This is a genomic window from Paenibacillus sp. KS-LC4, assembly GCF_036894955.1.
Taxonomy (GTDB): domain Bacteria; phylum Bacillota; class Bacilli; order Paenibacillales; family Paenibacillaceae; genus Pristimantibacillus.
In genome coordinates this window covers 1,555,819-1,582,337 of sequence record NZ_CP145905.1, presented here as the reverse complement: position 1 = coordinate 1,582,337, position 26,519 = coordinate 1,555,819, and the positions used below count along the sequence as shown (strand labels likewise).

The 26,519-nt window shown below is 50.7% G+C and carries 24 protein-coding genes; 4 read left to right on the top strand and 20 right to left on the bottom strand.

Annotation, left to right across the window (positions count from 1 at the left end):
• Positions 1–39: 39 nt before the first annotated feature.
• The 15 genes from V5J77_RS06805 to V5J77_RS06735 form a co-directional block, all read right to left on the bottom strand.
• On the bottom strand, positions 40–564 hold the full coding sequence (locus V5J77_RS06805; protein ID WP_338555021.1) for a hypothetical protein: 525 nt from the start codon (positions 562–564) through the stop codon (positions 40–42).
• Positions 564–1,286: a hypothetical protein gene (locus V5J77_RS06800; protein WP_338555020.1), complete on the bottom strand. Its 723-nt coding sequence runs from the start codon at positions 1,284–1,286 to the stop codon at positions 564–566. Before V5J77_RS06800 ends, V5J77_RS06805 begins: the two co-directional genes overlap by 1 nt.
• Positions 1,283–2,881, bottom strand: a complete 1,599-nt coding sequence (locus tag V5J77_RS06795; protein ID WP_338555019.1) for a contractile injection system protein, VgrG/Pvc8 family — start codon at positions 2,879–2,881, stop codon at positions 1,283–1,285. Before V5J77_RS06795 ends, V5J77_RS06800 begins: the two co-directional genes overlap by 4 nt.
• Complete coding sequence (locus tag V5J77_RS06790) at positions 2,878–3,477, bottom strand: hypothetical protein (protein WP_338555018.1); 600 nt, start codon at positions 3,475–3,477, stop codon at positions 2,878–2,880. Before V5J77_RS06790 ends, V5J77_RS06795 begins: the two co-directional genes overlap by 4 nt.
• A 162-nt stretch (positions 3,478–3,639) precedes the next feature.
• Positions 3,640–4,536 (bottom strand): DNA and RNA helicase, encoded by an 897-nt coding sequence (locus tag V5J77_RS06785; RefSeq protein ID WP_338555017.1) that lies wholly within the window; start codon positions 4,534–4,536, stop codon positions 3,640–3,642.
• Positions 4,537–4,688: 152 nt separating this feature from the next.
• Positions 4,689–7,967, bottom strand: a complete 3,279-nt coding sequence (locus V5J77_RS06780; RefSeq protein ID WP_338555016.1) for a molecular chaperone — start codon at positions 7,965–7,967, stop codon at positions 4,689–4,691.
• A gap of 24 nt (positions 7,968–7,991) precedes the next feature.
• On the bottom strand, positions 7,992–8,687 hold the full coding sequence (locus V5J77_RS06775; RefSeq protein WP_338555015.1) for an iron-dependent peroxidase: 696 nt from the start codon (positions 8,685–8,687) through the stop codon (positions 7,992–7,994).
• A complete protein-coding gene (locus V5J77_RS06770; protein ID WP_338555014.1) occupies positions 8,678–9,970 on the bottom strand; it encodes a normocyte-binding protein in 1,293 nt (430 codons plus the stop codon). The genes V5J77_RS06775 and V5J77_RS06770 overlap by 10 nt, the downstream gene beginning before the upstream one ends.
• A 49-nt stretch (positions 9,971–10,019) precedes the next feature.
• Positions 10,020–11,930, bottom strand: a complete 1,911-nt coding sequence (locus V5J77_RS06765) for a serine/threonine protein phosphatase (RefSeq protein ID WP_338555013.1) — start codon at positions 11,928–11,930, stop codon at positions 10,020–10,022.
• A gap of 41 nt (positions 11,931–11,971) precedes the next feature.
• A complete protein-coding gene (locus V5J77_RS06760) occupies positions 11,972–12,841 on the bottom strand; it encodes a protein phosphatase 2C domain-containing protein (RefSeq protein ID WP_338555011.1) in 870 nt (289 codons plus the stop codon).
• Positions 12,842–12,845: 4 nt separating this feature from the next.
• Entirely contained in the window at positions 12,846–13,367 is a 522-nt protein-coding gene (locus V5J77_RS06755) for an FHA domain-containing protein (protein WP_338555010.1), read from the bottom strand.
• A gap of 113 nt (positions 13,368–13,480) precedes the next feature.
• On the bottom strand, positions 13,481–14,053 hold the full coding sequence (locus tag V5J77_RS06750; protein WP_338555009.1) for an FHA domain-containing protein: 573 nt from the start codon (positions 14,051–14,053) through the stop codon (positions 13,481–13,483).
• 39 nt (positions 14,054–14,092) lie between these two features.
• A complete protein-coding gene (locus V5J77_RS06745; RefSeq protein WP_338555008.1) occupies positions 14,093–14,551 on the bottom strand; it encodes a DnaJ domain-containing protein in 459 nt (152 codons plus the stop codon).
• Between the two features lie 136 nt (positions 14,552–14,687).
• The gene (locus V5J77_RS06740; protein ID WP_338555007.1) at positions 14,688–15,113 is read right to left on the bottom strand and encodes a membrane-associated protease 1; all 426 of its coding nucleotides are present in this window, start codon (positions 15,111–15,113) and stop codon (positions 14,688–14,690) included.
• Between the two features lie 132 nt (positions 15,114–15,245).
• Positions 15,246–17,414 carry a transcriptional regulator gene (locus tag V5J77_RS06735; protein WP_338555006.1) on the bottom strand — a complete coding sequence of 723 codons (2,169 nt, stop codon included), beginning with the start codon at positions 17,412–17,414 and terminating at the stop codon, positions 15,246–15,248.
• A 424-nt stretch (positions 17,415–17,838) separates the two neighbouring features.
• On the opposite strand from V5J77_RS06735, the gene V5J77_RS06730 reads away from it, so the two are divergent.
• Positions 17,839–19,881: a vWA domain-containing protein gene (locus V5J77_RS06730; protein WP_338555005.1), complete on the top strand. Its 2,043-nt coding sequence runs from the start codon at positions 17,839–17,841 to the stop codon at positions 19,879–19,881.
• A 170-nt stretch (positions 19,882–20,051) separates the two neighbouring features.
• Here the strand turns inward: V5J77_RS06730 and V5J77_RS06725 are convergent, their stop codons facing one another.
• Positions 20,052–20,966 (bottom strand): serine/threonine-protein kinase, encoded by a 915-nt coding sequence (locus tag V5J77_RS06725; RefSeq protein ID WP_338555004.1) that lies wholly within the window; start codon positions 20,964–20,966, stop codon positions 20,052–20,054.
• 306 nt (positions 20,967–21,272) lie between these two features.
• Positions 21,273–21,635 carry an iron-sulfur cluster assembly accessory protein gene (locus V5J77_RS06720; RefSeq protein WP_338556605.1) on the bottom strand — a complete coding sequence of 121 codons (363 nt, stop codon included), beginning with the start codon at positions 21,633–21,635 and terminating at the stop codon, positions 21,273–21,275.
• 346 nt (positions 21,636–21,981) lie between these two features.
• On the opposite strand from V5J77_RS06720, the gene mqnE reads away from it, so the two are divergent.
• A complete protein-coding gene (mqnE, locus tag V5J77_RS06715) occupies positions 21,982–23,085 on the top strand; it encodes an aminofutalosine synthase MqnE (RefSeq protein ID WP_338555003.1) in 1,104 nt (367 codons plus the stop codon).
• Positions 23,086–23,210: 125 nt separating this feature from the next.
• Positions 23,211–24,278 (top strand): FAD-dependent oxidoreductase, encoded by a 1,068-nt coding sequence (locus V5J77_RS06710; RefSeq protein ID WP_338555002.1) that lies wholly within the window; start codon positions 23,211–23,213, stop codon positions 24,276–24,278.
• On the opposite strand, the gene V5J77_RS06705 is transcribed toward V5J77_RS06710, so the two are convergent.
• Positions 24,275–24,547 (bottom strand): YuzB family protein, encoded by a 273-nt coding sequence (locus V5J77_RS06705; RefSeq protein WP_338555001.1) that lies wholly within the window; start codon positions 24,545–24,547, stop codon positions 24,275–24,277. The genes V5J77_RS06710 and V5J77_RS06705 overlap by 4 nt on opposite strands.
• 85 nt (positions 24,548–24,632) lie before the next feature.
• On the opposite strand from V5J77_RS06705, the gene V5J77_RS06700 reads away from it, so the two are divergent.
• Positions 24,633–24,878, top strand: coding sequence for a NifU family protein (locus tag V5J77_RS06700; RefSeq protein ID WP_338555000.1), 246 nt, complete (start codon positions 24,633–24,635; stop codon positions 24,876–24,878).
• 111 nt (positions 24,879–24,989) lie between these two features.
• On the opposite strand, the gene V5J77_RS06695 is transcribed toward V5J77_RS06700, so the two are convergent.
• Together V5J77_RS06695 and V5J77_RS06690 are read right to left on the bottom strand one after the other, a co-directional pair.
• Positions 24,990–25,763, bottom strand: a complete 774-nt coding sequence (locus tag V5J77_RS06695; protein ID WP_338556603.1) for an SDR family oxidoreductase — start codon at positions 25,761–25,763, stop codon at positions 24,990–24,992.
• Positions 25,764–25,799: 36 nt separating this feature from the next.
• Positions 25,800–26,507, bottom strand: a complete 708-nt coding sequence (locus V5J77_RS06690) for a Cthe_2314 family HEPN domain-containing protein (RefSeq protein ID WP_338554999.1) — start codon at positions 26,505–26,507, stop codon at positions 25,800–25,802.
• Positions 26,508–26,519 lie beyond the last annotated feature (12 nt).

Genomic DNA, 26,519 nt, shown 5'->3' with positions numbered 1-26,519 from the left:
TTATCCGTTACCGATTGTTTCAGTTTCAGCATGCTTCGTCTAAGCCAGCTCCACCCGTTCCAACCGTATGCCCACTGGCTCCCGCCGCAGCAGGCTCTCCGCTACATCCAGCCGCACAACGATCAGCGGCAGCTCGCTTTCGCTCACCCGCACAATTTTCTTCCCTTGCAGACGTTCTGGGTCTAATACCAGCCGCTTAATTGTCCGCTGATCCTGATGCAGCTCGGCATAAGGACTTAAACAGGGCAGCTCCTCAAAAAAGGGCAAATAATACGTCTGCTGCCGCCGCGTGAGCAGATGCATCAATATGACCATCTTGTATACCGCTCTTGGCTCATACAGCTCCACTAACCGCTTCAAGCCATCCGAGAGCAAAAAAAGCTGCCGATCCAGCACATCCGTAAATACGCTGTCCTTCTCTCCCTTGACTTGAAACAGCAGCTTGTCCGGTATTCGGTACGAGGTCACCGCGTGCATATCTCGCATGTCCAGCTTCTCCCGCAGCCCTTCCAGCATCGGCGTACTCGTGTAGCGGCTATCCTGCTTTAGCACAAAATAGTCCATCAGGACGCACCGTCCTTTCCATCCTGCTGCTCTTGAAGCTGGCGCGCTTCCTGATCTGGCAGCTCCTCTTCCGCGCTTTCGCCTTCGTCAGGCTCAGGCTCAGGCTCATCCAGTGCGCGCACCCCATGACCATCCTCCGCCAATATTTCCGTCTGATCGCGGTACTCGCCCATAGCAATCGCCCAGCCCTCCGCCTTCGCAAGTGCGGTGAAGGCTTCAAGCTCAATCAGCTTCTCCATCTGCCCACGCACGAATTCCACCGCTAGCGTATGGCATTTCTCCGCCTCCAGCTGGCGGATATCGTCGAGATCCATAAGCGTGACCTTTCGTGCATAAGCGACTATTTCTGGCTCCAGCCGCTTCACTCGCTCAAACATTGGAGCGAACAGAAACGCCGGCTCCCAGCTCGCCGTACAGCCTGACGTATCCATCAGCCAGCGTTCATCATACGCATCCATTCGGTACGTACAGTGCCCCTCCATGATGCTCGTCCGCAAATAAGAAATATAAATATATTTCAGCTTTCCTTGCTCTTCCGCTGCTTGAAGCTCCGCTGCCCGCACGCATAACGCCTCAAACGCTCTCGCCAGCTCTGCATCCATCTCTTCCTGATGCTGCTCGTAAATGTCGTTTACGAGCAGCACATCCTCCTGCCACCGATCAAACACATGCCGTTCCATAAAGTCTGCAAGCGCCTCTTCCCGCGTCATCACCTGACTCATACAATGTTGACCTTTCCGCCGCTCAGCGTCACTTCATCCTGTACCGTCAGCATCGCATCGCCCTGCTTCAGATCAATGCCCGTCTCCCCTTGGATCAAAATATTGGCTTCGCTCGTTATTTCAATGTCCTCCACCGCCGACAGCATAATTTTCTTATCGCTGTTGATCTCGATTCCGCCGTCATCCGTCAAACGCAGCAGCATCTGCCCGCCCCCGATAATCTCCACCGCGCCCGGCTGAAACACAATCTGCTTGCCGTATTTCGTGCTGATGCTTTTCACTGCTGGATCACTGCGCTTCGTCGTATCCGAAGAAGCGACGTCAACCGAGCTTGCCGCAAACGCATTTTTCTCCTCCGCATCGGGAAAATACAGCCTTGCCTCATCGCCGATCTCCGGCATACAGTACCACCCGCTGCCATCTGGCGATGAATACACCGTCGAATACGGGAACCACGTATCCGCTCCGCCGCCGTCGATTTTCAGCTTCAGCTTGACCTTGTCCTTCTCCACGCCCGCAATCGTGCCGAATAGCGAAATACCCGTGATCTCCTCCAGATAACGGGTGCCGCAGCGAAATCCTTCCCGCTCTCGCAGATCGTAATGGTAGACAAGCAGTCCTTGCTCCGTGCGTGCTTCCACGCGGTACACGAACAAGGAGCGGCGTTGAAATTGAACGGCGCTGCCCAGCTCAACAGCCGTATGGCTCGTCACCTCATAAATCATCCGGCCCTGCTCGGTGAAGCTCGCTTTGCTATTTTCAGCCAACTGCTTGTAGGTGCCCATTTCCTTACGAATCGTATAGTTGCTCTCCGTCAGCACGACCTCGCCGCCCGCCTCCGGCAAGCCCGCATAGAAACGGATGCCCGGCATCGCGCTAATCGCCAGCAGCGGCATATGGAAATGCGACGCCAGCCGCTTCGCGAACGCCCAGTCGGTTTCTTGATATTGCATGATAAGGCCGCCTATAGCCTTGCCCTGCGACGCTTCATCCACGACATTCGCGTTCGGATAATCTGCCGCCAGCTCGTTCAAAATCTGCTCATACGTTTGCTGCCCGTTTTGGTAGGAGCGCGTTTCCTTTTTGAGATCCATCAGGAATGTGCGGCTGTGGGCTTCAATCGTCAGCGTCCGCACGTTTTGCACCACTTGGATGCGGGCGTTCGTAATAATGCCATGAAAAAGCGTCCGCTTGCCGCTCTCCTCCGTCTGCGTATACACCTCAATCGGCTCATTGTCCGAGATGCGCTCGATATACACATCCAGCTTGCTTTCCGGCACGATGCCGCTTAGCGTCAGCTGGATATGCTCATTCACTTCTTTTACTATTTTCAAGGCTGTTATTTGCTCATAGGGGCTTTCAGTCATATGGATGTCTGCGAGGGTGTAGATCGGGTGGGAGGTTTGGCTGCTTGCACTCTCGCTTCTTATCGCGGCTGCGGCTGGGTGAGTATTTTTGTTTTCCGAGCGTTCCGCCCGACCTGCTGGTCTTTCTGCACGGCCTGCCATAAAATCCATGCCACCGGATTCCTGTTTTGCGCCGCGAGCTTCCATACGTCCTGCTCGCTCAGTCGGTCTTACTGTACGTTCACTCATGCCTGCACCTCTTCCTCTGCTTCTTCGTATACCCGGATACTTTGCAGCATTTGGTAAGCAATCTCCCGCCAGTCGGCATATAGGCTATACGGACATGTGAAGGACCCGATAACCGCCTTACCGTCCAGCGCAAGGAAGAACATAATCGTATATAGGTAGCCGTCGAGCGCCGAGCTTTTGAAGTCGAAGAAGCCGATGCGTTTCCCATTAATTTCCTCAACCTCTGTCGTATAAAAAACATTCGCCGGATTCGCCCGCTTCACCATACTCTTCATGCCATTCGTAAGCTCATCCACCCAAGGGTCGCTTAAGTCCTCATCCACATATTTCAGCGTAAAAGCAATACTTCCATCCGCATTGGCCTTAATATTATCTGGACGCGCCTCATACGGATATTTGGCTTTCCTCGACTGCTCATCCATGTCCTTGAACTGGCTCGGCAAATGCACCGATAAACGCTCATCGAAAAAGAAAACAGGCTCAAACACATAGTTTTCAACTCCGATTCGAATGCTAGCGGCATGAATCGTTTGCGGGTTCTCAAGCGTCTCCATCTCTTGCAGCAATTTCAATATTTTCTCATCAGCATGTTCCAACTTGTCGTCCTCCTTCAATTCATCTTTCATGTTCTTGGACTAACCTGCTTCTAAGCCTCTAATCTATTAAATGGTTAAAAAAGGGAGCCTGCTACGAGCGAGCGCTCGCTCACTCTTTCCCAAACGGCATGAGCGGCGGTTGAACGGGCTTATTAAACGTCCTTAATCCACCAGCATCCGCCGCATGCCGCCTGGGCGAAGATCGCCTTTGGCTGCTCCGCCGCGGTGCACGCTGCCAAGGATGCGGCGCAAATTTCCATAAAGCTGTTCACGGTCCACCGAAGGCGGGTCATCAAATCTCCCTGCATCGCCCGACCGTTCACGGCCAGCCGCCGAATACGCTCCCCCGCTAGCGCTAGAACCGCCTTTTGACCCCATATGGAAGCCCCGCTGCACGCCTCGGCGCTCCAATCCCAGCCTTGCTGCTACATAATGCTCAATGACAGGCATCGCTACTGTCCCTTCATTCAGGCACAGCATCGCAAACGAGATATCATGCGGGTCAGAGCAGCCGCGCATCAGCAGCTCTTCTCCATACAGCCGCATAACAATCGGGTCCATCGTGCTTCGACCGTATGCAGCATGCTCCACATGAATGAGCTGTACCGTGTTGTACTCGGTGATCAAATCATGGAACCCCTCATAGCTTTGACGCAGCCTCGCGCCCGGCTTGAGCTTGTACCGTCCCAGCTCAAGCTCGTTCCCGCGCAGCTGACCAGCAGGCTCCAGCACAATATCCGTCTCATAGCTCGTAATATCACTGCGCACGCTCGGCTCGGAGGGAAAGCAAATTTTAATCAGCGTCTCATTTCCCGTAGCCGAATAAGGCAGCTCATAATCCTGTTCTAGGCTGAACAGCCGCCCGCCATGCTTGACGATACCGCGCTTAATCGTGAGCGTCTCCTCACCCACCAGCACCTCAGCCCCGCAAATAATGCCATCCGAATAGCTGCTGTACTGGATGTCGAACATCTGCCTCGGGTAATCCCGCAAATTGCTGAGCATTTCCGTCTTTAGAATTCGGCCCTTCTGAAAGCTGGGATAGCGGTCTGCAAACATGCCCGCTCACTTCCTTCCTGTCTATTTCACCCTTCTAATCTCCTGACACTTCCTCTTTAGCTTTCTGTCTCTATCTCTGTGTCTATCTCTGTGTCTATCTCTATCTCTATCTCTATCTTTGTATCTATCTTTGTATCTATATCTGTACCTATCTATTTCAGCCCGTCAAAGAAATCCAGCTCCGACAGGTCGTCCTCGAAAGTGAACAGCCGCTTCTCTCCCAGCAACAGCTGCTCCTGCGTCCGTGCGATCGGTACGATATGGAAGCCCCACTGATTTTCACCCGTCACGACGAAAAACTTCACTTCCCCGTTTACGATTAAATCCGTTTCCTCCTGCGGAATCTGTTCGCCGTACAAGGCGGCGATTTCTTCATATAACGCGGCACTGTACACACTCCGGCTGTTGTCATATACGTATTTGCGCTGGAGCTTGTCATCCCCGCTCTTGAGATAGAAAGCGACCTCCGATACATGCATCGGCCGCGACACCGCGCCCCGCATCCGGCTTAGCTGCTCCATGCTGCTGATAAGCACCTTTTCGCCGCCCTGATGCGTATAGGCTGTCACCGTATAAGGTACGACGGGCGCACTTCGCGTCACCGTCGTCTGAATTTGGCCCAGCTTGCGCGCTGTCAAATACCGGATCGCCCCGCGCAGGCATGCCAGCTTCAGCTCCGGCACCTTGCCTGCCTCATCGGCTTTCAGCCCAAACTCAATGCTGCGCCCCGGCACAAATTCCTTAAGCGCCTCGCGAAATGCCTCGATCCGGCACGATTGCCCGGTCAGCTTGATCATCGCGTACTGCTGCAAACAGCCATCCTCATAAAAACCCTCCAAAAAAGCCCGCACAATATTATAAATATCTGCCCGCAGCAGCTTGGACATCTCATTAACCGTGAACACCGCATCCGGGCTGTCGTGGCGATCGGTGAACCTGCCGTCTTCTAGCAGCGACAAGCACCATCCCGCAATTGGCATGACCTCAAGGTCATTGTCCCCGCGGTTCATTCGCCCAGAACGCGCGGTCTGCTCCGCGATTTCGAATTTTCTGCGAAACGTGCTCGTTCGGCGGAAAAATGCAACCTTAAGCTCCTCTGCCAGCTCCCATAAAAAATAAAAATTGCGCCGCACCCGCCAATAATCGTCACGTGTCCGGTTCTCGTACTGCTTGAAGCGCGTCGGCAGCACCCGCTCCGCTTCCCGGTACCGCTGCTCCAGCGGCTCATATACCGCCGCGACGCCATATTCGTCCACATGGCGGAATAAGTCCGCACCAGGTATTCCAATCAGCTCATCGAGATCCGTCAGTACTCGCCCACGGGCATAATAATCGGCAAACACGATTTTGATATATTGCATAACCCGGTACGTGAGATTGTTGCCGCCAAAATTCGTGTCGCCATTCTCGTAAGCGGTGCGAATGTCGATGTTATATGAAATGCGCCCTTCCTCAATTCGGAAGCGACACGAGGATAGATCCGTCGTTCCCCCGCCGCAATCAATAACGAGCGCATCGAACGTCTCGCCTTCCATGTAGCGATCCTGCTCGATTTGGTCAGCTATCGTGTTGTAAAGCACCGCCATGCCCTCATCCAGCGCATGCTCCGTTTCAATGACATAATCATCTTGCAGCACTTCCTTGAACATCGCCATAAACGGCTCCTTCAGCTTCACCGGGCTTGTAAAATGCAAATTCTTGAAGCGGCATTTGAACTGGTGCTCGGCCGTTTGAATGACATGCAGCAAATAAGCACGTATAAGCTCGCTTCGTCTCAGCACGGCGGTATTGCCGCTCGCGTCGCTCACTTCCTCCATTTTGCCAATGCCATTCACCCAGCGCTTCATCCCGAGAAAAACACTCGTTTTCCCCGCATGGGCGTTATGCTTGAGCTGGCGCATCGCCTCATACCCGTAGGTGTACTGGATATTGCCTAAATCAGCGCAATCGGCTACGCCTATCGCTGTGGGCAGCATTTCGATCCAGCCAGCCGTGGAGGCAATCCCTCCTGCGCTTTCGCCGGAATGGATGAAGTCCCCGCCAGCCGCATCGCCTTCTGCCGTTTTGGCAAAGGATACATAATTAATCGCCCCCAGCCGCAGCTTGCCGTTTAAAATATCGTGGCTGCTCGGCTCGGCAATAAAGCCATAATCGAGAAATGCGCCGGCCGTCGTATTTGATGTGCCGAAGTCTATGGCCAGCACCGCCTGCGTCTGCTCCACCTCGCGAATGTCCAGCTCAGACACCGGCATGCGCCAGTAATGCAAATTTGCAGGCGGCATCAGTCGATTGCTGTAATAGGCTTTGTATAAATATTCCGAATCCTGCTTGCGGAACAGCAGCAGGCTGTAATTGCGATTCGCCGTCCGGCGGTACACCGTATTTTTATCTGCACACAGCATAAAGACGCCTGGCTCTAATCCATCTTTTACCAGACGCAAAATTCCGCATACTTCCTCCTGCTCATTGACAATCAGCACATTCGATTCGCAGACGCTTGGCACATAAGGCGCACGCACCTGATAGCCATCCCGCCGACCCAGCGGCAAGCCGTTGTATATCGTAATTTTCGCCGGAATGTGGATGCTTGCCGCATCGCGCAGCGGCGTATTTAAATAATGCTGCAACGCATATTCCAGCCGCTCAAAGCCCTGCTCCTCATATTCATCAATAAACAGGCTTTCAACTGCGCCGCGATATTTCAGCACAATGCGAACGAGCTCCTCGCGGCTCTGCGCCTCCACAACACCTTTGACGATACGCTCTTGATGGCAAATGCTGCGCAGCTGATGCGTAGTCATTTGCTCCAGTTCAGCAAGCGAATAGCGCCTAGCCGCTGCGTCGCGAGCATTTTGAGCAGCTTGCGGGTCAAGACCCTTCGCTCCTTGCGGCGCATAATGTGTTCTCATGCCGGTTGGCTGGCGAGCCGCTCCCGAGGGTCCTCGCGTATCACCTCTGCCACCAGCACCATTATTCGAATTACGGGTACTCCCACTCCCAATTCCATTGCCTTTGTTAGCTGTATCCTCTTTATCCAAGTAGCCGCCACCAAGCTTGGCCGCTGGACCTGTGCCGGCCATCCTAACGTTCGCACTCCCATTTTTGCTTGCACTGCCGTTAGCATTTCCGTAGCCATAGCTGCCATCATCCAGGCCATCATTTCCATAACCGCCCGCTAACCCGCGTCCATTGCTTGCACCGCCTAGATCATGACCGCCATCTGCTCCTCCACGGCCATAGCCCTTTCCGCCTGCACCCGCTTCATCCATATAACGATTAGGGTTGCCACCGCGGCCGCCTTGACCTTGATTTTGCCCGTTACCATCCTGAGACTGCTCCGCTTCGCGAGATGCCGCTACTTCGTACTTGGCCTGCTCTCCTGCGTTATTTTCAGCACCGGGCTTCGTTAATTTATAGGTATAGCTGCGCATAATGACAGCCCTCCTCCTTTGTCTCTAATAGAGCGCAATGCGGTCGATTTGCATCGTTTCTTCCACATCAAGCAGGCCAAAATGATATTCCCAATAAATTTCGGTCACAAACCGTACGGGCAGGAACAGCCGCCGCACCATCTCAATTCGCGCCTCGACTGCCTCCGTCCGCTTCTGCCCGACATAAAACACCAGCTCGTCCTTCTCCTCGCAATTCACATATATCGTCGAGCGCTTGAACAGCTTGCGCATCGTATCCTTCAATAGATAAACAGCCTCGCCCGTCTCATAAAGCCGCAGCAGATTGACCGCTATAACCTCCCGCTCATCGCGGGTGAACAGCGTCAGCCCATGCTTCACCTCATCGCCGAACAAGCCCTCCTCCATATCCCGCAAAATAAACCGGATATAATATTCCCTCAGGTTCATCCCCTGCGATAAATCCACATCGGCTAGAAAATGCATCATAATATCGAACAGGGCCACTCTCAGCTCAACATATTCCTCCATATCCGGATGAAACAAACCGTCAAAAATTTCAGTGAAGCGATAATCCGCATTAACCTCAATATCCCGATCCATCATTGAAGCATTCAGATCCGGCAGGCTTAGCTCCATATAAGGCGAATATACTTTGGCGGGCGTAAAATAAAGCCCTTTGCGCGGCAGCCCCTTCTGCTCGGTTTTGATAACTAAATCCCATACATAGTTCAAGCCCATTCTCCTTCACAGCTGTATTCCGGAAAATGCATTTGGATTTCAGAAACTATAAAGCTCATGACATCATTCAGCACAAACTCAGTTCCCGCCTGCGCCATTCCGCGTCTCCGAAAGGTCAGCTTTAGCCGTTTCTTGCCCGATTCCGAACGAATATTATCGCTGATGAAAGGATTCATTCCGTATGTCTGTCCACTGCGGCCAAGCGGCTTGCCATCAACCTCGGCGCTAGCCAGCTCCAGCGCATCCGCCGCCTCAAACGAATGTACAAGCCGCATCAGCTCGCCGACAGCGCGTACCGTCACCGATTGCTGACGGGCATATTTGCCGATAAAGCCCTCGCGCTTGCGGTTGGAGAACAGTGGATAAGCCAGCCTGCCAACCTGAGACATAATAGGCTGAGTCAGCTTCCACACGCTCCATACACCGGAAGCCTCCTTCGGGCTGACGACCGTCAAATCCTCAGCAGAGCGCTTGATGTAGCGGACATCCTGCTCATCGCCATCTACGAGATAGCCGTGACCCGCTCCGGTTTTGCGCAGCGACAGCACATGCTCGTAATTAATGCGATCCGCAGCCGGCACTGGAAAGCCGCTATTGCGAATTTCCAGACGCTCAATGTTCCATAGCGGCACAATGTCGGGCTTTTTAAACCGCTCATACTGCTCCAGATCAACGCTAATTTCTAAAATCTCCTCATCTTCCTCCGGAATGCGATCGCTCCCAGTCAGAATGAGATCAATAAATTTATAGGCGTAAGGATGATTCAGCGTTTTCCACGCTATGCCGTTTTTTTGAAAAACATCATAAAGCCGCTCGATCTCGCCCGTATAGACCTGACTCCGCTCCACACGCGCACTTATCGCATAGCTGCCCCGATTCGTTTCCATCCTCCCTTGAAAAATGCGGCGCCGTGCCAGCAGCTCGTTCAGCTCGGGATAGCCGCATTCCATAAACACCGTCAGCAGCTTGCACTCCTGCTTACGGCTTAAGCCTGCAATAATATCATGCAGCGGAATTTCCGGCGGCTTTGCATCGCCTGGAAGCATGGGATATAAAAAATCATGAATCGGATCGATATCCTCCCGCGCACAGACGGTGACGAAAATATCATTTTTGTCGTCATTGTCTCCCAGCTCTCCGAAGATGCGCTGCTCCAGGTCGCGATTCATTTTCTCCTGATAATCGACGACCCCGTTGAACATGCTGGTCATGAGCTGCTTTAATATTTTTCGCTGCTCCAAATCCTCCATCCGGCTAAGCCGACCCTGTATGATATCCTTCATTCCGTTCTCCCTCCCTGCTGGATGCTGTGCTCTGGCCTAGCCTTTGCTGCTAGCCCGTTGTATTCGCCTGCTGCGTCGCCTCCTGATCAGGCGCCATAGCTGGCGTTGCCGCCGGATTAGCAGGAGCCTCACCGCCGCTCGTTCCCGCGCCGCTTCCAGCTGAAGCCCCTGCATCGGCAGTGTTATTCGCGGTGCCGCCTGCCGGATTAGCATCTGCACCACTGCCGCTTGCCACGCTATTGGTGCCAGCGCTGCTGCTTGCATTGCCGCTGCCCGCACTGCTTCCGCCAGCATCACTATTCGCTCCGCTGCCGCTTCCAGCTCCTGCGTTGCTCGCTCCGTTGCCGCTTCCCGAGGAACCGGCACTTCCCGCTCCGCCATCGCTTCCCGTGCCTGCATCGCCGCCCGCCGCCGGGCTTGGCACCGGGTTCAGCTTATCCTCCGCCTTGCCAATGCTGCGCTCCAGTTTCAGCACCGGCTCCAGCACCGCGATTTCCTGATAAATCGCCTGTGCCTGCGTATAAGCGTCTATTGCCGCCTCATAATTGCCGGCGGCAAAGCTGCGATCGCCGCGCTTCTCTAAATTCTCGGCTTTGAGCAGCTTCTGCTCCTTCACAAGCTCGGCGATTTTCGCCTCGGCTTCATCCAGCTTCGTCTTTATTTCCTTCTCGCCTTCTGCAAACCCCACATTAAGCGCCGCCTTGCGCGCCTGCTTGTAGAGCAGCACCGCGGCCGAATAGTCCTGCCCCTCGGCCAACAAATCCGCCTCCTGCACCATCGCGGCGATACGGACATATTCATCAATCTGGCTTATTTTCTGATCCAGCTCCTGCTGGTCGTACAGCTCGTCGCTTTTCGTCTCCTCCTTCGCCTTCTTGTATTGCGTCAGCGCCTTCTCATAATCGCCGTCCTTTAGAAAACCGTCGCCAGCGACGATAAGATCGACCTTTTTGTATTTCACGCCATACAAGGCGATATGCACTTTATCCTTGAGCTTCTTCGCCTCTGCACGGGCTTCGCTGTACGATTTCAGCGCCTGTGCATAATTTCGCTCCTCGACGTAGGTGTCGCCCGTCTGCTCATATTCGAGCATATTGGCAATGCCTTCCGCGATCCGCGCTGCGGTTCGGCCCTTATAATAAATAGCGAAGCCAGCCGCAATGATGACCGGAATCATCACCAGCGCAATTCGCTTCACCCATTTGCTCCATTTTTTCTTGTCTTCCTTATACACCTTATCTACATAGACAGCTGCCGCCGTATAATTGCCAATGATCGGCTGCTGCTTGCTAAGCAGCACCTCCTCCAGCGTATCGACAAGTGCGGTCGGGTCCTCCGTATCCTCCAGCGAATCGAGCATTTCAGGCAAGTCTACGCTTTCCCAGATGCCCGGGGTCACGAGCAGCAGCACATCGCCGTCATTTAACGCCGTTTTTTTCGAAATAAACGGCTCTAAGCCCTCCGGCTTGCCGACGTATTGCAGTAAATTATGACGCTCCTCATGACGGTCCACCTTATAAGCAGAAATGCTCTCGCGATCCGCCATCGCCTGTGCGAGCGACAAATCCTTGCTTTGCTGGAGCAGCCGCCCGCCTCGAAAATGATAAAGCCGCGCATTGCCGGCTACCGCCCATACGATGCGGGTATAATCGGTTGCGACCATAATCAGGCTGGCCTTAAGCCGTACTCGCCTGCTTTCAAGGCGGAGCCAATCCTGCGCCTCCTGCAAATAAGCCTCCAGCTTGCGCTTTGACATTGTCGGCTTATGCGTGAAGTTCTCAAGCAGGCATTGCACCACCATTTCGGCACTGCGGACATCCAAATCATTATCGCAGCCATCTGCGACAATCCAGCAGGCTCTGTCATCCAGCTCGACGTAAGCAAAATAATCCCGATTTTCCATAAACGTCCCTGCCTCCGACAGGAAATCCGTTTTGAAGCTGCTGTTTTCCTTTCTCATCTGTACCTCCGCATCCTTGTCGCTTGCCGCCGATTACAAGATCACCAGACCTCCAGCACAATGACGGTGGCATTATCCTGATTGGCCAAACGTTTTTTCTCGATCGCCTCAATCATGTATTCGGCTGCTTCATGGGGGTTCTGACTTTTATTCAGCGCCTCCTCCATTTCCACCTCCGACAAGGTATTGTATAGACCGTCGCTGCACAGCAGCACCTTATCGCCATGCATCAGCTCGAACGGCTTCTCGCCGATTTCCATCTCCTTATAGCCCTCATAGCCTAAATAATTAATCAACTGCTTGCGTTGAGGATCAGCGAGCGCTTCTTCCTTGGTAATTTCACCGGATAAATAACGTTCCTCCAGCAGCGTGGCATAGGTATGCTTTTGGTTAACCGGGATGAAGTCACCATTGCGGTAGATGAGCAAAATGCTATCGCCGACGGCGCCCCAATACAGCTTCAGGCCGCGCATAACAGCAACGACAAGCGTCGTCCCTCCGCTTGCACCGCCCAGCTGCCTTAAAATTTCACTATTAGCAAGCTTAGCTGCCTTAGAAATAAAAGGGACGATCTCCTTCTCAGCGGAGACATTCATAAATTGCCGCATAAAAGTTGTGACCGCCACCGTACTTGCCATTCGCCCATTCGTAAGGCCGCTTATCCCATCTGCCAGCACCGCAACAACCCCTTGCGGCGTCTCGGCACTGGCAAAATAATCATCCTGTTCGTTTCTCGCGCCAATCGTCTGGCCGTTGCCAATTGGCAGCTCCTGTACGGCATTCGCGGGCTCAGCCTTCTCCGGGCTGTTTGCAAGCAGGCGCCGCCGGATGAGCAGCAGCGACACAATTACAGCTAGAAAAGCCAGCAATATAATGATCGGAGGAATATCCATCAGCCTCATCATAATCATTGGCTTATTCCGACTCCCATTCAAAATGGGCGCCACACAGCGGAATGAAAATAAATTTGCTATGTCCGAGCTGGATGACATCGTAGGAGGTCAGCTCGACAGGGGAATAAACCGCTTCATTGTTGTGGTAAGCAAGACCGGAAGCATCGCCCGGAAGCAAATAAAAATTGCGTTTCTTAGGATCGTAGACGATAACGGCATGATTGCGGCGGGAGACGGTGTTATCCCCAATAATGCGAATGTGCATTTCCTCCGAGCGGCCGATAAAATTCTTTTCCGCCATAATGCGGTAATCTTGACCAAGCTGCGGCCCTTCAATACAGACGAGCCAGCCCGTTACTGGATGAATTCCCTTCACCTCGCCCAAATAAGGCATCGTCTTATCATCCGTCTCCAGCTGTTGGGCTGCCTTGCGCTCACCACCCTTGACTGCCGCAGGCTCGACGCTAATACTGCAATAAGGGCATAAATTGCCATGCTTTCTAGTGCTAAACATGTGGCCGTTCGGGCATCTTGTCAAACTCATCTAAGCTCTTCCCCCGTCTATTTAATCGTAAACGCACGCTGCCGCAACGTTAATCCATAGCTGCCTCACGCGCGTCTCGCGGTATGTTCTTCGTTATGTACAGCAGACTCTCGTTATTTAACGAGCAGCCTCGTATTGGCAATGACAATCAGATCGCCGCTGTCAATGCGGTATGACTGTTCATTATCTATTCTCGTAATGACGCTATTGTTGTACTTGCGCAATCCTACACCGTTCGTCGAATCCAAATCCTCCAAATACCAAATGCCTTTAGAGTGATTCAGCACAGCATGCTGCAAACTGATGATCGATGCATATTCAGCATCAGAGAGGTCTACATCAACATCGCTGCGGCTTGAGCTTTTGCCGATTAAAAGCGAGGTTTCTCCATCTATGTACCATTCCTTCAAGCGCTCACCCTCCTCGTCGATCATGACGAGCCGAGTAATAACCGCCGCTTGGCTTGCACTCTTCCACTTCGGTCTCCATTTGACCGCCAGCCATACAACGATAAAAATTCCAGCGATTACGCCGGTTGCCCCTTGCAGCAGCTTGTCTTCATTGATGAAGAAGGCATAATATAAAGCTTCAATAGCCAAAATGGCGATAATGATATCCAGGGCTATAATGCCTGCCGATCTGCCGCTCGGGTTACGACCTGATACAGCCGTCGCCTTCACCGTCATTCCTCCGTTCTCCCGCTTCCTTGAACATTTGACACCGCTTTATTTTTTGCCAAAAAAGCGATTGAATAAATCCGTCGTATCCAGCGGATTGCTTGGTTTGCCGTCAGACTTCTGCGTCATGCCTTCCTTGCCCTGCGGCTTAAAGCCGAAAAACTGCTCGAACTGCTTTGACAGCGGTGTTCCATCGCCGCCCCCGCCCGCCATTCCTGCCGCCCCGCCAGCCGCTTTCCTGCCAGCATTCGCGCCCATACCCGAAGCGTTGCCTTTAGCTCCGCCTGCATGCCCTCTGCCAGAAAGCGACGCATCGTAGCTGCTCCGTTTATCTGGATCACCTAGTATTTCGTAGGCTGACTGAATTTCCTTAAACTTGCGCTCGGCATCTGCACTTCCGCCATTCGTATCCGGATGATAGCGTTTGGCCTGCTTGCGATAAGCTTGCTTAATTGCTGCTGCGTCCGCCTCTTTCGGGACGCCCAAAACGTCATAATAGTTGTTCACTCAGCTCCCTCATCACTTTTCAAAATATGGGAAATACCCCTTTAATCAAATTCAAGAGGCATAAATGTGCCTCTTGAATTTGGTAGCCTGCTCTATAGGAAACAAGTCCCGCGAGCGGGCAATGCCGATTTTAACCTTATAGCGGGTAACCGCCGTCGATTGTTGTCAATTCGGTTTTGTCTTTCTTTTGCTTAATGTACAGCTCGAATGTGCCGACGCCTTCTGTGTCGCCAAATCTTTCTGTGTAGTCAACAACGAACGCGTTCGGGAAGTGGATTTTGCGAACCACTTGGTCAGCGGAAATCACTTCAAGCGTTACTTTGCGGTAGCTGTCTGCTTTTTCAGCAGGCACGAGCGACCAGTTAGCAAGCTTCAGCGTGTCGTCGAAAGCATCGCCGTCTGTTGCTGTGATGATTTTGCCGCTAACGCGAAGCGTAGCGCCTACATCCGTGGAGCGTGCATTGGAATCATCCGGTGTATCTGTGTCATACTTTACGGTTTGGATGTTGTCCAAGCCCAGCTCGATTTTTTCTGCGCCTTCAATCGTCAACTTAAATCCCATATTAAAATTCCTCCTTGAAATGGTGTACCCGCAGGTGCTAGCGCCTGACGAGTTCTATATATGTTGAAAGGGGAACGCCCGAAGGCGTTCTCCTTTAACACCCGATTGGGGACTTGCCTTAAGCGAAAGGCGTTACGCCTTAACCGGCGTCGTGCCTTTTGTAATCATTACTTCAAGGTTCTTCACATTGCCATTGAACACGAGATCAATGTGGCAAAGATTGCTCTTCTCATCAATGATGAAGCTCATATCATCGCCATCGTGAATAATCGAGTTCGTATAGCCGCGCGAGCCAAGCCATTTACTTTTTTGGCTGCTCGGGTTGTTGCTGAAGAACTTCACGATATTTTCATGCTTGAAGTCGCCTGTCTGGAAACGGAGAATACGCTCAACATACGTACTGACCAGCGTCTTATAGATGGAGTCGAATCCATCCTCCGAAGCGGCAAGGCTTCTCGCTTTGTACACCGTAATGCGTCTAATGTCCTTCGCTTGCAGCTGCGCATTTTCCGAGGAGAAAATAAAGCCGAAGTTTTTGCGATTAATCGCATCCTTGATATTGTTGGTGAAGCCGGAAATCTCCTTCGCCATCGTCGTCGGAACGCGAAGCGCATTGTCTCCTGCTTCAATGTCGAAGCGTACCCCTGGATATTCACGGCTGACCGTCTTGTACTGGTCACGCAAATATTCCGGACATTGATAAGCGGCTACAAGGCCAGCAGCAACATAAGCTGCGCCTACATAAACACCCTCAATCCACAGACGCAAAATGTCTTCCTTCTCCTGCGAAAGCTGAACGCCATATTCGGTTTGCAGCATGCGGCTGTCAATGACAACGCCTGACTTGTCCTTCGGAATAATGGTGAAGTTCGGCACGGTAGGAATAGCGAATTCGCTGTAGGATTTGCGGGTCAGCACGCTACATTTGTCCAAATACTTGTCGATGCCCGCAGTGGCAATGTTGCTGAAGGTGGTTTCTTCTCCAGTCTCAAAGCTGAAAAAGACTTGAATCTTATATTCGCCCAGCACGTTCAGCAAGGAAGAAAGCGACTCCATGCTGTTGCCATCCTGCTTTACGACCTGCTCATTGCCTTTGAAGCGCTCGCGCGATACTTTTACTTTTCCGGCTGTTTCAAGCTCGACGGATGGCACGATGCCGAACCAAATCGTATCGGTAAAATCATTTTTCGCATTTACGGTGTTCAGGTACGTCTCAAGCCTAGTGATGCTGCTGCTTTTAACCGTCATGTCGAGCTTATTGTTCGTTATAAGCAGGGACGGCGCCATACCTTTGTTTTTGCTTGTGTATTGGTCGAAAAACATCTTTACGCCCAAAATTTTCTCCACAAGCGGCTTAACCGTTTTGACAAAATCATCCTTCGCCGTTTTGTAAAACTCCAGATAGGTGTTGTAGTTTCTCACTTCTGTCGCTGTATCCACATCTGCTTGAACAGCTGGCAGCGGCGAGAATGTACGCACAACCAGATCCTTTACATAGGCCGACGGCGAATCCGTCACCGAGCCGTAATCATCCGCGAACACTTCGGACAACGCGCTGCCGCTGTTTTCATCAAGCAGCATCAGCTCTTGGCTATCGCTTTTTGGTGCTTCGATGATCTTCAGCTCGCCGCTTTCACCAATCGTCAGCAAGCCAATTTGCACCGCTTCGCTTGCGTTCTCCTCCTGTGAGCCGCCAAGGAGCAGCCGCGTCTTAATATCCTCGATTGCGAGCGGAAGCATCGCCATTACATTGTTATAGTTTTTGCTGGCTTCCTCGAAGAGCACATTGAGCTTGTCGCCCATATCCAGCTGCTTCGGATCGCCATCGTCCAGCTTCTCATACTGGCTGTACAGGTAGTGGATTTCCTTACGCACCTGGCGAATATCGTCCATGACCTTCTTCGGAGAAATCATGTCGAGCAAATGCTCGAATTTAAAATCAACGTTGGAAATGCCCTGACTGCGCTTCGCATCAATGAGCGTGAACAGCATTTTCAGAAAATCGTTGTGCTGGTCGATCTTAATTTCTGAAATTTGATCCTCGGCAAGCCCTTCAGGCTTTTTCAAGGAATAAACAACCTTCTGGTTCGCTGCATTGAAAAAGGAATACACGCTTGGCGAAAACTTGTCGAGAAACTCATCAAAGCTGCGAACAAGCAGGTTCGTATTCAGTTCCTTTACCTTGTCGTCGCTTAGGCTATCAATGCCCTTCACGTCGCCTACTAGCGTTATCAAGTCCAGTTTTTCGGGATTAATTTCCTCAAAAAGAATAGTTCGGTTCGTCTGATTAATAATGTCCATTAGGCATGGCGCATAATTTTAAGCGGAAGCTAGCAAAATCAGTGGTGATTCTACCTTTTTCAGCAAAAATAGCGCCCCTCCTTCCTGCAATTGGCTCATTCTTCATACAAATTATTACAAAGTTAGACTTTACACCAATAATACTAAACACTCCAATCCTTGTTTGTCAATAAATTCAATTTAGGACTTTCATACTTATTTACATTAATAAATAGAACTAAAGTCTCTAATTTATGAAATCTATTACTATTTTTTAGTCGTTATCCGATAATATTCTTAGAGTAATGCCTAAACAATGTAAATCGCCACTTTTTCCGGATAAGCCGCCCGCCCTATAACCGTCTCCGCACCGAGCTTTACTTCCATATTCAATCCATTGTTCAACCAATAAATAACTAGAAAGAAAGGGATTATAGACACTATTATGACTAAAAAACCATTTATACACTTTTTATTATTTTTATGCATAGGTATTTTGTCGCTCGGTCTCTCTGTTCCCATCCCACCTGCTGCCGCCGCGGAGACCGCTCCGCCCTCCAATCAATTTGATGCCATGTTCGTTCTGGATACGAGCTACTCCATGACCGAAACCGATCCTGGCAATACATCCGCCGAGGTTATCCATATGCTGATGGATATGAGCGAGGCAGAGCGTACGCGCATCGGATACGTCGCTTATAATCATTCGATTGTGGATAGCCAGGCACTGACGGATATGTCGGTCAAGGAGAAGCGCACCCGCTTGAAAAGCTCAATCGAGTCGCTGAAGCGCAAAGGCTACACGGACATTGGACTTGGTCTGCTCAAAGGGACAAATATGCTCGCGGAGCAGCGTAAGGAGGATAGCCAGGCCTACGTTGTGCTTTTGTCCGACGGGGCTACGGATCTCGGTGTTTACTCCAGCAACCGTACAGTGCAGGATTCAGGGGAAGATGTGACAGCAGCTATCAATTTGGCGAAAAAGAATGGTTTCCCGATTTATACGATTGGGCTTAATCATGACGGGACCGTTAATAAAGACGAGCTAGCCCGCATCGCTAAGGAAACGGGCGGCAAATCGTTTATGACGAGCAGCGCCGAGGATTTGCCGGAAATTTTCAACCAGATTTATGCCGATCAGGTGCAGTCGATATTGCTTCCGGTTGCCGCTTTGACAGCAAAGGGCAGCTTGCAGGAGGTTCCAGTTACGATTGCGAACGGGAGCATGAGCGAGGCAAATATTATTCTTATTTCGGAGAAACCGATTAATGAGACACAGCTCTTTTATCAATCGAGCAATATTCGGATGTATAATTCGAGCAAATATACGATTTTAAAAATTACGTCGCCGCTTAAGGGCACCTTTAATTTGAAATTCCGCGGCGTGTCAGGTGACCTGGTTAAAATTTATATTTTGGCAAACTACGAGCTGAATGGGGAAGCAAAGCTATCTTCGGATAAGGAGATTGTAAAGGGCCAGCCTACACCGTTCGAAACACAGCTGTTCCATCCTGACAGCTCGCCGCTGGCAGATGCTGATTTTTATGCGACGGTGAAAGCAGTGCTTACGATTACCAATAAGGATACGAAAAAATCAGAGGAAATTCCGATGGCTTTGGCAGAGGATAAGCTGGAGGCGGGCTATAGCTTCCCGATCTCGGGCAATTACAGCTGGCGCATCCGAATGGAAGGACCAGATTTCTACCGCGTGATGCCGGGCGGAGCACTGACCGTTAATAATTTGCCTCCAGTAGCGGCAGGTGATGGCCGCATTAAGCTCAGCAAGGAGGATGGCGGCTCTGATATTGCGCTAAGCACGCTGTTCATGGACCCGAATAATGATCCATTGACCTTCAGGCTAGCGTCCTCGACTGCTTCTAACCATTACGATGCAGCGATTACAGCAGATGGTATTTTGCAGCTGGAACCGCTCAAGACGGGGACGTCCGACTTAGTCATTGAAGCAACCGACACAGAGGGCGGCTCCTTGGTTCGAACGATTAAAGTGGAGGTAACGTCCGTCTGGACGCTGTACCTTCAAATTATAGTTAGCGTACTAATTCTGGTGATTGTCGCAGTGGTGCTTTATTTCATGTTGCGTCCGAAGCCGCCGTTTGCTGGCAGGCTTGAGGGCTTCTTCCTCAATACAGCGAGCGGCAATGAAATTCCGGTAACGTATTGGCCGTTGACCTCGTTCCCGCAGCATTCCATTACGCTGCAACAGCTGTTCCATTCTCTTGATATTAATGAGCCGCTGCCCGAAGCAGCTGCGATTACCTTCTATGCAGGAAAAAAAGGGGCGTTATTCGTGAAGCACACTTCGCGCTGTACACTTGTTCGCGGCAAAACCGCGCTGCGCAACGATCGCAAAGAGCCGCTGCAATATGGCGACAAGCTGTATATTACGTTCGAGGATGGTATTACGGAGATCGAGCTGCGCTATAAGCCAATTAAGGCGAATACGAATATTTTTACACGGCCGGATTGAGCTTGAGAATGGGGCTCTTATATAAAGCTAATAATTAAGCATAATGATATACCGATGCTTGCACGAAAGAAGCGCCTAAGTCGATATGTTGTCTTAGACGCTTCTTCGTGCTTCTGCTTTGCAAATTATACTCTTTATTTCTAATAGAAGAAACGATGCTTTTTTGTCCACTACAGCTGCCTCACACGCTTTCTGCCAGCGGTTATTAAGCCTTCCCAGCGAAGAGCCACAGCGAACCAGCCGAGAGAGCGGCATCTTTTTTCCGGTGACATCGCAAGTCCCCAATGGATAAGCTTCTCGAATGGAACGCTAATGCGGCGATGGTTATACGATCTTACCGCGGCCAGATTATCTTCAAACAAACGCTGCCGTACATCAAGCGGCGCTTTCCCCGCAAAAATATAATAGAGTGTAGCCGCTAGACTATAAATATCAGATACGGGCTCCTGCCGCGACGTTTCCGAATAAAACTCCAACGGCGAATAGCCGCTTGAAGTAAAAATAAGCTGCTTCCCAGCATTCCCATAAGGAATCGCTGAGCCAAAATCAATCAGCTTCACCCCGCTGCCTTCGTCAATCATAATGTTGCCCGGCTTCACATCGCGGTGTATGATGCCCTGATCATGCACATATTTCAGCGCGCCCACTATTCCTCCAGCAATCCTCAGCAGCTCTGACTGTGATAAGGAGACATCCTCCTGCTGTAAATATTGCTCCAAGGTTAGCCCACGGCAAAACTCCGTAACTAAATACGCTGTTCCATGAGCTTCTATATAGTCCGTGTAGGCTACAATTTGCGGATGATCGAGCTTTTTTAATAGAATAGCTTCCTGAGCAAAGACGCAAAGCAGCTCGCGAAATTTCTCAGCAAAGGCCGGACCATAGCCTACCGTTAAATGATCCGCTTTTCTCCTCGCCAGCTGTTGCGGAAAAAACTCCTTGATTAGCTTCAGCTCTCCTGTGGCCGTCTGCCGCGCTTTATACACAATCGAAAGCTCGCTTTGATGAATGACCTGCTTCACCTGATATACGTCGCCAATTCGCGTATTGCGAGCTAATGCCTCCGTTGTTTTTTGCTGCTCCATAGCCTCGTCCCCATCTTACAAAAGTTTAATTTCGTCCCTTATCTATGTTATCGGCTTCGCATACAGATATTGTCACAAGAAGGCAGAAATTTTTCACATAAAATTAGCGCAACAACCGATAGCACGAACATAACTCCTATAAATATAGGGACAGTTTCCTGTTATGGGTTTTTAGCATTTTGCAGCCGTTCATGTCGGAAACTCGCTTGTGGTTGTTCAATACCACAATAAAGACCCCTTACGTATGGTAGAAGCACTTAACTACCATCATAAGAGGTCTTTATCAGCAACCCTCGTATTAATACCTTAGCACTCGCCAGCTTCAGCAGGCTTGCCCGCGTCCGTCGCCGTGCGGAAGCTGCTTCCACAGCCGCATGTAGCGCTCGCATTCGGATTCTCGATTGTAAAACCTCCGCCCATAGCGGATTCCTTCCAGTCGATCTCCAGCCCGTTCAGATAGCGCAGGCTGCTTTGATCAACGACGACTTTCAGTCCCGTCATATCCATTTCCTTATCGTCCACGGACTGCTCATCATCAAATCCCATGCTGTAGGAGAAGCCGCTGCAGCCGCCTTCCTTCACGCCGATGCGCAGGAACATATCCGGAGTTCCCTCCGATTCCAGCATTTCTTTTATTTTATCAGTTGCCGATTCACTGATTGTGATCATCATTCATGACCTCCCTGCAAAATACGATTCTAATTCATGCTTATATATCTAGTATACTCCTCTTTATGAAACAGCTCAAGCGTGCTTTGCCCACTTCCATTTATGGCAAAGCTATGACTTAATAGTTGCCGCTGCAACCATAGAGGTTTATAATAATGTCATCTCAAGGTGCTATTTTTCAAACTAAATCGGATCAGCAAGTTATTTTTTTCACAATTAGCCCAATCAGTACCGACAGTGATGTCCTTATCTGAGGTTGACCCGATTGAGCTGACGATCGCATTCGCCGGCTTTTATGTCTTTTTAATAGCAACATTACTCGGAAAAATTGAAGGAGGATGCCGATATGTTTATCGCGGTACCTACAGAACAGAAGCGTATGCAGGAAATTATTGAGAAGGTTCGAAACGGGCAAAGACTGACACTCGAGGATGGCGTATTTCTGTATGAGTCAGATGATTTGCTGACGATTGGCCAGCTCGCGAACGAAGCAAACCTACGCAAAAATGGCAATAAGGTTTATTTTATTGAAAATATGAGCCTTTATTTCACGAATGTATGCGAAGCGCACTGCGCATTTTGCAACTTCCGTAAGGATGAAGGCGAGCCTGGCTCCTATACGCTAACCGGAGAGCAAATGATCGAATACGTCGAACAGCATATTCATCCGGGCGTACGCGAATTCCATATTGTTGGCGGCCACAACCAGCATGTGCCTTTCCAATATTATGTCGATTCCCTGAAAGCCTTGCATGAGAAATATCCCGATGTCACGCTGAAGGCTTATACGGCAGCTGAAATTGATTTTTTCTCACGGATTAGTGGTTTGACGTACAAAGAAGTGCTGCAAGAACTGATGAATGCAGGACTGAAATCACTGACCGGCGGCGGCGCCGAAATTTTGTCGGATCAATATCGCAAAAAAATGCGCGTAACGAAAGCCGATGTGTCACAGTATCTTGATGTTCACCGCACGGCGCATAACCTTGGCCTAAAAACTCATACAACGATGCTGTACGGCTCCATTGAGAGCAAAGAGGATCGCGTAAGACATATGATGCAAATTCGTGAGCTGCAAGATGAAACAAACGGCTTCTTGGTCTTCATTCCTTTGTCGATGCAGCCGATAAATCCTAAAGCAGGCATTAGACGCCGCAACTCCGCTTTCGAGGATTTAAAGACGATCGCGATTAGCCGCCTCATGCTCGATAACTTCCAGCATATTAAAGCTTATTTCATTAATATTGGCACACAGCTGACGCAAGTCGCCCTGACAATGGGAGCCTCTGATGCTCATGGCACCATCGTGAAGGAGCGTATTAGTCACGCCGCAGGCGCACTTACGCCAGAAGGCATTACTCGTGAGGATTTAATTTGGCTTATTAAAGGTGCAGGACGCGTTCCAGTTGAACGTGACACCTTCTACAACGAAGTTAAGATTTATGAGTAATGATCTAACCAATCACATATATTAAGGCGTGTATGCATAGCGCAGGACTTGCTTCCGGTTTACATGCACACCCTTGCAGCATCCACGATAGATCAGATTAATAATAATGCGGGGTTGAGGCGTAAATGAGAAAATTAGTAATTTTAGGTGGCGGCTATGGCGGCCTTGCTATTGTTGAAGAACTGATTGAGAAGCATATTCCGCTTGATGTATCCATCGTTCTAATTGACCGCATGCCGTTCCAGGGCCTGAAGACAGAATATTATGCTCTCGCTGCCGGAACAGTGTCCGATCTGGAGCTGCGCGTCAAGTTCCCGACGGACTCGCGCGTGAGCACGGTTTATGGCGAGGTTGACAATCTTGACCTCGATAATAAGCTGGTCTATTTGGAGCACCAAGACCCGATCTCCTACGATTGGCTCGTTATCGGTCTTGGCTGTACGGATAAGTATCATGGCATTGAAGGGGCAGAAGCGTTCTCTACGAGCATTCAAACGTTTTCTGCCGCACGAAAAACGTATCAACAGCTTAATGACGTCAAGCCTTATGGACAGGTGTCGATCGTTGGCGGCGGACTGAGCGGCGTTGAAGTAGCTGCTGAGCTGCGTGAAAGCCGTCCGGATTTGAATATTCGCATTATTGACCGTGGTGCAGGCGTCATGTCAGCTTTTCCAGGCAAGCTGCAATTGTTCGTGGCGGAATGGTTTAAAGGCCATGAGGTTGAAATGCTCGGCAATGTTTCCCTATGCAAGCTTGAACAGGGCGTCCTGCACGATCAAAACTCCAGCAAAGCGCTGCTAAGCGATGTAACGGTATGGACGGCAGGCATTCAGCCAGTGCCAATTGTACAGCGTCTGGACTTGCCGAAGGATAACCAAGGAAGGCTGATTATTAATGAGCACCATCAGCTCCCTTCCCACAGCGGCGTATTCATCGTCGGAGATTGTGCTTCACTGCCCTTCTCCCCAAGCGGACAGGCGGCTGGCGCACAAGGCAAACAAATTGCTGAAGTCATGCAGGCCATTTGGCATGACAAAACGCCCCGGCTTGGCAAAATCAAGCTCAAGGGCGTTCTCGGTTCGCTCGGGAAAAAGAGCGGCTTTGGCATTATGGGCGGCACACCGCTTTTGGGCCGTGTACCACGCCTCGTAAAAAGCGGCATTTTATGGCGATCCAAGCGCCACTTCGGTTAAAGATCGTCCAGCAGCTTGTCCAGTGCGTCACGATCGTTCTCTTGACGAATAATAGCTTCGCAAATTTTTCCATATAATTCATCGCTGGTATCGGCGGCGACAATTTCCCCCTCGACGAGGGCAAAGGGCTTTAAGTAGCATTCGCCGCAGTTGCCTAGACAGCCATATTCTGTAATTTCGTAGAGATCCTCTTGCTCGAATTTCTGCATAATGTCCACGGTTCCATGGTGGGCATTGCTTGTACAATATTCAATCATTGTCTTAAACATAAGCTTTACACCTTACCTTGCTGTAGGTATCCATTTTCAATTGCACGACTTTGTACTATAATAAGACAGAAAGGAGATGATTGCAATGAGTGAACAAGCACAAAGCACAATGTACGATGAAGTATTGGACGTACTGGATAAATTGCGTCCGTTCCTGCAGCGCGACGGAGGAGATGTCGAACTCGTAGACGTTGAGGGCGGTATCATTAAGCTTCGCCTGATGGGAGCATGTGGCAGCTGCCCGAGCTCCACAATTACGCTTAAAGCGGGAATTGAGCGCGCACTGCTTGAAGAGGTTGAGGGCGTAGTCGAAGTCGTTCAAGTATTTTAAGCGTAACCTATTGCAAGCTATAGCGAAAGCCCGGTGTCCTCAGAGGACTACCGGGCTTTCGGCGTTTGCATGTTCTATTCAGCTGCGGGCAGGCACTTGCATATGCTCGGTTCACAAACCTTTAATATTAGGACGAATCGGATCGAAACCGCCCGTGACATTAATAATATTCCCCGTTAAAAAATCCGAGCGCCGTTCACATAAAAAGGTGATTACCCGTGCTACATCTTCACCTGTTCCGGGCCGGCCAAGCGGTGATTCTGTATCCTCCTGGCCCTCCACCTCGGCAATCGTCCGCTCCTTATTCGCTCCGCGAATGTCGCCAGGACCAATCATATTGACGGTAATGCCATTAGCAGCTTCTTCAACGGCAAGCGATTTCGTAAAGGAAACGAGACCGGTTTTGGCAGCCGCATATACAGCGCGATGGGGCCAAGACCGCGCTTCTCCGGCGTGACCAAACCCAAAATGAATAATTCTGCCCCAGCCACGGCTACGCATGCCTGATAGCAGCTTGTGGTCCAGCAGCATGACGCTGAGCAGGTTGCTGGTAAGCATGTCCGATATTTCGGCAAACTCATAGTCGGCAAACAGCCGTCGCTCCCTAACAAACGGTCCCGCATTGTTGACCAAAATGTCGATGCCGCCCCTCCAGCTTGCCGCTTCATCAGCAAGCCTCGTCGCACCATCCTTCGTTGAAAGATCGGCCTGTACAATGGTAGCGCTTACGCCGAGCTGTTCGATTTCTTTTTTCGTTTGCTCGGCTTCCTGCTCGCTCTTGAAATAATTAATGACGATATGACTGCCCTGCTTCGCAAGCTCGAGTGCAGTTCTTTTGCCAAGGCCTTTGGCGCTCCCTGTTACAAGCGCCGTTTTTCCATTCAACTCCAACAGTGCTTCCTCCTTGCGATTACGAATTATTTATCTTTTTCGTATATAACCGCAAGCGTACTGGAACGTAAGATATAAAGTGTCGGTCACCATTGCTACTCCAGCCGCCAGGTCTTGTGACTGCGCCATGATGTTTTCTAGCTTTACTTCGAGTCCATAGCCTTTATGGCTTTGCACAAGATCATCAAGCATTTCGGAATTCATATAATGGATTTCTGCATTGCGCCGTTTGCGCAGCCGGGCCATCGGCTCCTGCGTTAAGCCTTTGACCTCATCAAGACCGCCGGTCAGCGGTCGATGCACACCACGCTCTCGCATATTCCGCAGCACCGTGAAATAGGAAAAATGCGGTTTAATCCGCTCTGTCTTCATTGCGAGCAAATCGTTTAGCAAAATGCCTATTTTATCAAGCAAGGCGAAAACGCGAATGAATGCATTTTTGTCAAAATAAACATAGCGCTGATACATAAGATACTCATCGGATTGCATTTGGCTAACCGAGCTGGATTTAATTTTCTGCTTAAAGCGAAGCGTTGCATAATGGCTCTGCTCCAGCTCATTCAAGGAAGAAATTAAACCGCGTGTCCAAATCTCATACGTGCGAAGCTTATGATCCACATCCTTGCCCGCTGCCACCTTGCTATGAAGCTGCGATATAAACTGCTCCATTAAACGCACCGTTTCACCGTGTCGTCCCTCTATTGCCCGTTCTGGCTCGTCAAACAGAAATCGCAACATCTTGTGTGCCTC

Coding starts and splice junctions, on each gene's coding strand:
- V5J77_RS06805 (WP_338555021.1), bottom strand. CDS start 564: ATGGACTATTTTGTGCTAAAGCAGGATAGCCGCTACACGAGTACGCCG.
- V5J77_RS06800 (WP_338555020.1), bottom strand. CDS start 1,286: ATGAGTCAGGTGATGACGCGGGAAGAGGCGCTTGCAGACTTTATGGAA.
- V5J77_RS06795 (WP_338555019.1), bottom strand. CDS start 2,881: ATGAGTGAACGTACAGTAAGACCGACTGAGCGAGCAGGACGTATGGAA.
- V5J77_RS06785 (WP_338555017.1), bottom strand. CDS start 4,536: ATGTTTGCAGACCGCTATCCCAGCTTTCAGAAGGGCCGAATTCTAAAG.
- V5J77_RS06780 (WP_338555016.1), bottom strand. CDS start 7,967: ATGCGCAGCTATACCTATAAATTAACGAAGCCCGGTGCTGAAAATAAC.
- V5J77_RS06775 (WP_338555015.1), bottom strand. CDS start 8,687: ATGGGCTTGAACTATGTATGGGATTTAGTTATCAAAACCGAGCAGAAG.
- V5J77_RS06770 (WP_338555014.1), bottom strand. CDS start 9,970: ATGAAGGATATCATACAGGGTCGGCTTAGCCGGATGGAGGATTTGGAG.
- V5J77_RS06765 (WP_338555013.1), bottom strand. CDS start 11,930: ATGAGAAAGGAAAACAGCAGCTTCAAAACGGATTTCCTGTCGGAGGCA.
- V5J77_RS06760 (WP_338555011.1), bottom strand. CDS start 12,841: ATGATTATGATGAGGCTGATGGATATTCCTCCGATCATTATATTGCTG.
- V5J77_RS06755 (WP_338555010.1), bottom strand. CDS start 13,367: ATGAGTTTGACAAGATGCCCGAACGGCCACATGTTTAGCACTAGAAAG.
- V5J77_RS06750 (WP_338555009.1), bottom strand. CDS start 14,053: ATGACGGTGAAGGCGACGGCTGTATCAGGTCGTAACCCGAGCGGCAGA.
- V5J77_RS06740 (WP_338555007.1), bottom strand. CDS start 15,113: ATGGGATTTAAGTTGACGATTGAAGGCGCAGAAAAAATCGAGCTGGGC.
- V5J77_RS06735 (WP_338555006.1), bottom strand. CDS start 17,414: ATGGACATTATTAATCAGACGAACCGAACTATTCTTTTTGAGGAAATT.
- V5J77_RS06730 (WP_338555005.1), top strand. CDS start 17,839: ATGACTAAAAAACCATTTATACACTTTTTATTATTTTTATGCATAGGT.
- V5J77_RS06725 (WP_338555004.1), bottom strand. CDS start 20,966: ATGGAGCAGCAAAAAACAACGGAGGCATTAGCTCGCAATACGCGAATT.
- V5J77_RS06720 (WP_338556605.1), bottom strand. CDS start 21,635: ATGATCACAATCAGTGAATCGGCAACTGATAAAATAAAAGAAATGCTG.
- mqnE (WP_338555003.1), top strand. CDS start 21,982: ATGTTTATCGCGGTACCTACAGAACAGAAGCGTATGCAGGAAATTATT.
- V5J77_RS06710 (WP_338555002.1), top strand. CDS start 23,211: ATGAGAAAATTAGTAATTTTAGGTGGCGGCTATGGCGGCCTTGCTATT.
- V5J77_RS06705 (WP_338555001.1), bottom strand. CDS start 24,547: ATGTTTAAGACAATGATTGAATATTGTACAAGCAATGCCCACCATGGA.
- V5J77_RS06700 (WP_338555000.1), top strand. CDS start 24,633: ATGAGTGAACAAGCACAAAGCACAATGTACGATGAAGTATTGGACGTA.
- V5J77_RS06690 (WP_338554999.1), bottom strand. CDS start 26,507: ATGTTGCGATTTCTGTTTGACGAGCCAGAACGGGCAATAGAGGGACGA.